This window comes from Microbacterium allomyrinae, assembly GCF_020682705.1.
Classification (GTDB): Bacteria; Actinomycetota; Actinomycetes; order Actinomycetales; family Microbacteriaceae; genus Microbacterium; species Microbacterium allomyrinae.
Map to the genome: position 1 here is coordinate 1 of NZ_JAGTTN010000013.1, position 5,563 is coordinate 5,563.

The following is a 5,563-nucleotide window of genomic DNA, read 5'->3' on the forward strand; positions in this document are numbered from 1 at the left end:
TGTTAACGCGAAATGGCCACCCTGCGTTGGGTGGCCATTTCGGTAATGGAAGTCCGGCGGTGTCCTACTCTCCCACAGGGTCCCCCCTGCAGTACCATCGGCGCTGAGAGGCTTAGCTTCCGGGTTCGGAATGTAACCGGGCGTTTCCCTCTCGCTATGGCCGCCGAAACACTATTGATGTTTCAATCATGCACACAACAAAATGTTGGTGCGGTTCTCGACCGTACATCGAGAACCACTCAGTGGACGCAAGCACCAAAGAACGGTGTGTTATCAAGTCATCGGCTTATTAGTACCAGTCAGCTACACACGTTGCCGTGCTTCCACATCTGGCCTATCAACCCAGTAATCTGGCTGGGAGCCTCTCACCCGAAGGTATGGAAGTCTCATCTTGAGGCCGGCTTCCCGCTTAGATGCTTTCAGCGGTTATCCATCCCGAACGTAGCTAATCAGCGGTGCTCCTGGCGGAACAACTGACACACCAGAGGTTCGTCCAACCCGGTCCTCTCGTACTAGGGTCAGATCCTCTCAAACTTCCTACGCGCGCAGCGGATAGGGACCGAACTGTCTCACGACGTTCTAAACCCAGCTCGCGTACCGCTTTAATGGGCGAACAGCCCAACCCTTGGGACCTACTCCAGCCCCAGGATGCGACGAGCCGACATCGAGGTGCCAAACCATGCCGTCGATATGGACTCTTGGGCAAGATCAGCCTGTTATCCCCGAGGTACCTTTTATCCGTTGAGCGACAGCGCTTCCACAAGCCACTGCCGGATCACTAGTCCCGACTTTCGTCCCTGCTCGACCTGTCAGTCTCACAGTCAAGCTCCCTTGTGCACTTACACTCGCCACCTGATTGCCAACCAGGTTGAGGGAACCTTTGGGCGCCTCCGTTACTTTTTGGGAGGCAACCGCCCCAGTTAAACTACCCACCATGCACTGTCCCTGAACCGGATTACGGTTCGAAGTTAGATATCCAGAGTGACCAGAGTGGTATTTCAACAACGACTCCACAAGAACTAGCGTCCCTGCTTCACAGTCTCCCACCTATCCTACACAAGCCACACCGAACACCAATACAAAGCTATAGTAAAGGTCACGGGGTCTTTCCGTCCTGCTGCGCGTAACGAGCATCTTTACTCGTAATGCAATTTCGCCGAGTTCGCGGTTGAGACAGTTGGGAAGTCGTTACGCCATTCGTGCAGGTCGGAACTTACCCGACAAGGAATTTCGCTACCTTAGGATGGTTATAGTTACCACCGCCGTTTACTGGGGCTTAAATTCTCAGCTTCGCCTTACGGCTAACCGGTCCTCTTAACCTTCCAGCACCGGGCAGGCGTCAGTCCGTATACATCGTCTTGCGACTTGGCACGGACCTGTGTTTTTAGTAAACAGTCGCTACCCACTAGTCTCTGCGGCCTTCAAACGCTTTCGGAGCAAGTCCTAATACGTCGAAGGCCCCCCTTCTCCCGAAGTTACGGGGGCATTTTGCCGAGTTCCTTAACCACGATTCTCTCGATCTCCTTGGTATTCTCTACCTGACCACCTGAGTCGGTTTGGGGTACGGGCGGCTAGAACCTCGCGTCGATGCTTTTCTTGGCAGCATAGGATCACCCACTTTTTATCCGCATCGTGTCTCAGCCTATATGAACGGCGGATTTGCCTACCGTTCGGCCTACGCACTTGCCCCGGGACTACCATCGCCCGGGTTGGGCTACCTTCCTGCGTCACACCTGTTAATACGCTAACCGCCTCAGCATAGGGTCGTGTGCTAGGCCCAACGCTTCACCCCGAAGGGATCCGTCACAGGGATTCAGACACTTAGCATTACTGGATTGGTTTGGGCGGTTCTTCGCCGGTACGGGAATATCAACCCGTTGTCCATCGACTACGCCTGTCGGCCTCGCCTTAGGTCCCGACTTACCCAGGGAAGATTAGCTTGACCCTGGAACCCTTGGTCTTTCGGAGGACGTGTTTCTCACACGTCTTTCGCTACTCATGCCTGCATTCTCACTCGTGTAGCCTCCACGGCTGGTTCACACCGCCGCTTCGCTGGCCACACGACGCTCTCCTACCCATCAATACGGCTGGACCACGAAGGCCTACCAAAAATATCAATGCCACAGCTTCGGTGGCGTGCTTGAGCCCCGTTACATTGTCGGCGCGGAATCACTTGACCAGTGAGCTATTACGCACTCTTTCAAGGGTGGCTGCTTCTAAGCCAACCTCCTGGTTGTCTAAGCAACTCCACATCCTTTCCCACTTAGCACGCGCTTAGGGACCTTAGATGGTGGTCTGGGTTGTTTCCCTCTCGACTATGAAGCTTATCCCCCACAGTCTCACTGCTGCGCTCTCACTTACCGGCATTCGGAGTTTGGCTGACGTCAGTAACCTTGTAGGGCCCATCGGCCATCCAGTAGCTCTACCTCCGGCAAGAAACACGCAACGCTGCACCTAAATGCATTTCGGAGAGAACCAGCTATCACGAAGTTTGATTGGCCTTTCACCCCTATCCACAGCTCATCCCCTCAGTTTTCAACCTAAGTGGGTTCGGTCCTCCACGACGTCTTACCGTCGCTTCAACCTGGCCATGGATAGATCACTTCGCTTCGGGTCTAGGACATGCGACTGAATCGCCCTATTCAGACTCGCTTTCGCTACGGCTACCCCACACGGGTTAACCTCGCCACATATCGCTAACTCGCAGGCTCATTCTTCAAAAGGCACGCTGTCACCCCTACTAAGGAGGCTCCAACGGTTTGTAAGCAAACGGTTTCAGGTACTATTTCACTCCCCTCCCGGGGTACTTTTCACCTTTCCCTCACGGTACTTGTCCGCTATCGGTCATCTGGGAGTATTTAGGCTTATCAGGTGGTCCTGACAGATTCACACGGGATTTCTCGGGCCCCGTGCTACTTGGGATACTCTCCACGCCAGAACACGCATTTCGACTACGGGGCTGGCACCCGCTATGGCTGGCCTTTCAAGACCATTCGTCTATACGCTTCTGTCACGTCGACCACTCGGCAGAATGATCAAGAGAGTCCCACAACCCCGAATACGCAACTCCTGCCGGATATCACACGTACTCGGTTTAGCCTGTTCCGGTTTCGCTCGCCACTACTAACGGAATCGCGGTTGCTTTCTCTTCCTGTGGGTACTGAGATGTTTCACTTCCCCACGTTCCCTCTACCCGCCCTATATATTCAGGCGGGAGTCACTAGGTCGGCACGCCGCCCAGCGGGGTTTCCCCATTCGGACACCCTCGGATCAAAGTGTGCTTATCCACTCCCCGAGGCTTATCGCAGATTGCTACGTCCTTCTTCGGCTCCAGATGCCAAGGCATTCACCGTTTGCTCTTAAAGACTTGAAATCACATGAGTTCATCAAAGAATCGGAACAGACCCGAAAGTCTGCCTCGAAATTGACTAATGATCTTTAAGATCATCAATACAAAACAACCCCGAAGGGTCATCTTGAAGATGCTCGCGTCCACTGTGTAGTTCTCAAAGTACGGGCGGTACCACCCCCAGCCACCAGACAAACCGGCAAACCAGAAGAGGCCCAGAAAAACCAGTCACCACCCCACCCCCCAAAGGAAGCAAGACAGTATCCGGTCCCTCAGGACCCAACAGCGTGCACGCCCCCACCAGACCAACCCGAACCGTTCCGACCGCCGAAGCGATGTACTAAACCCGAACTGCCCCCTGTGAGAGCCTCGTCAAATGTTCCACCCATGAGCAACCAGCAGAAACATTCGTTCTGATCTGGCGCCTGGAAGGCCGAAGCCTCCAGATGCTCCTTAGAAAGGAGGTGATCCAGCCGCACCTTCCGGTACGGCTACCTTGTTACGACTTAGTCCTAATTACCGATCCCACCTTCGACGGCTCCCTCCACAAGGGTTGGGCCACCGGCTTCAGGTGTTACCGACTTTCATGACTTGACGGGCGGTGTGTACAAGACCCGGGAACGTATTCACCGCAGCGTTGCTGATCTGCGATTACTAGCGACTCCGACTTCATGAGGTCGAGTTGCAGACCTCAATCCGAACTGGGACCGGCTTTTTGGGATTCGCTCCACCTTACGGTATTGCAGCCCTTTGTACCGGCCATTGTAGCATGCGTGAAGCCCAAGACATAAGGGGCATGATGATTTGACGTCATCCCCACCTTCCTCCGAGTTGACCCCGGCAGTATCCCATGAGTTCCCACCATTACGTGCTGGCAACATAGAACGAGGGTTGCGCTCGTTGCGGGACTTAACCCAACATCTCACGACACGAGCTGACGACAACCATGCACCACCTGTTCACGAGTGTCCAAAGAGTTCTACATTTCTGCAGCGTTCTCGTGTATGTCAAGCCTTGGTAAGGTTCTTCGCGTTGCATCGAATTAATCCGCATGCTCCGCCGCTTGTGCGGGTCCCCGTCAATTCCTTTGAGTTTTAGCCTTGCGGCCGTACTCCCCAGGCGGGGAACTTAATGCGTTAGCTGCGTCACGGAATCCGTGGAAAGGACCCCACAACTAGTTCCCAACGTTTACGGGGTGGACTACCAGGGTATCTAAGCCTGTTTGCTCCCCACCCTTTCGCTCCTCAGCGTCAGTTACGGCCCAGAGATCTGCCTTCGCCATCGGTGTTCCTCCTGATATCTGCGCATTCCACCGCTACACCAGGAATTCCAATCTCCCCTACCGCACTCTAGTCTGCCCGTACCCACTGCAGACCCGAGGTTGAGCCTCGGGATTTCACAGCAGACGCGACAAACCGCCTACGAGCTCTTTACGCCCAATAATTCCGGATAACGCTTGCGCCCTACGTATTACCGCGGCTGCTGGCACGTAGTTAGCCGGCGCTTTTTCTGCAAGTACCGTCACTTTCGCTTCTTCCTTGCTAAAAGAGGTTTACAACCCGAAGGCCGTCGTCCCTCACGCGGCGTTGCTGCATCAGGCTTCCGCCCATTGTGCAATATTCCCCACTGCTGCCTCCCGTAGGAGTCTGGGCCGTGTCTCAGTCCCAGTGTGGCCGGTCACCCTCTCAGGCCGGCTACCCGTCGACGCCTTGGTGAGCCATTACCTCACCAACAAGCTGATAGGCCGCGAGCCCATCCCAGACCGAAAAATCTTTCCAGACGTTGACCATGCGATCACGTCTCATATCCAGTATTAGACGCCGTTTCCAGCGCTTATCCCAGAGTCCGGGGCAGGTTGCTCACGTGTTACTCACCCGTTCGCCACTGATCCACCCAGCAAGCTGGGCTTCACCGTTCGACTTGCATGTGTTAAGCACGCCGCCAGCGTTCATCCTGAGCCAGGATCAAACTCTCCATAAAGAAAAAATGCATAACCAAGACCGGAATAGGTCAAGACCAGCGAGTTTGAACTGACGATCGGATGTCATTACTGACAAATCCGTTTAATCTCAAAAGAATCTCATCGACCAGCCGAAGCTAGCCACGAGGTTTTTTGGCATTTGACAAGTGCACGCTGTTGAGTTCTCAAGGATCGGACGCACCCACCAACCCAGCCTCTCAGCCAGACCCGCAGGGCAACTTCACTATCTTATC

Annotated in this window: 3 rRNA genes; all 3 read right to left on the reverse strand. The window is 54.5% G+C overall.

Going from position 1 to position 5,563, the window contains the following annotated elements:
• Window positions 1–51 precede the first annotated feature (51 nt).
• A 5S ribosomal RNA gene (rrf, locus tag KEC57_RS18745) occupies window positions 52–168 on the reverse strand.
• Window positions 169–269: 101 nt separating this feature from the next.
• A 23S ribosomal RNA gene (locus tag KEC57_RS18750) occupies window positions 270–3,373 on the reverse strand.
• Between the two features lie 433 nt (window positions 3,374–3,806).
• Window positions 3,807–5,329 (reverse strand): 16S ribosomal RNA (locus KEC57_RS18755).
• The 16S, 23S and 5S rRNA genes sit together here, the layout of an rRNA operon.
• Window positions 5,330–5,563: the final 234 nt, after the last annotated feature.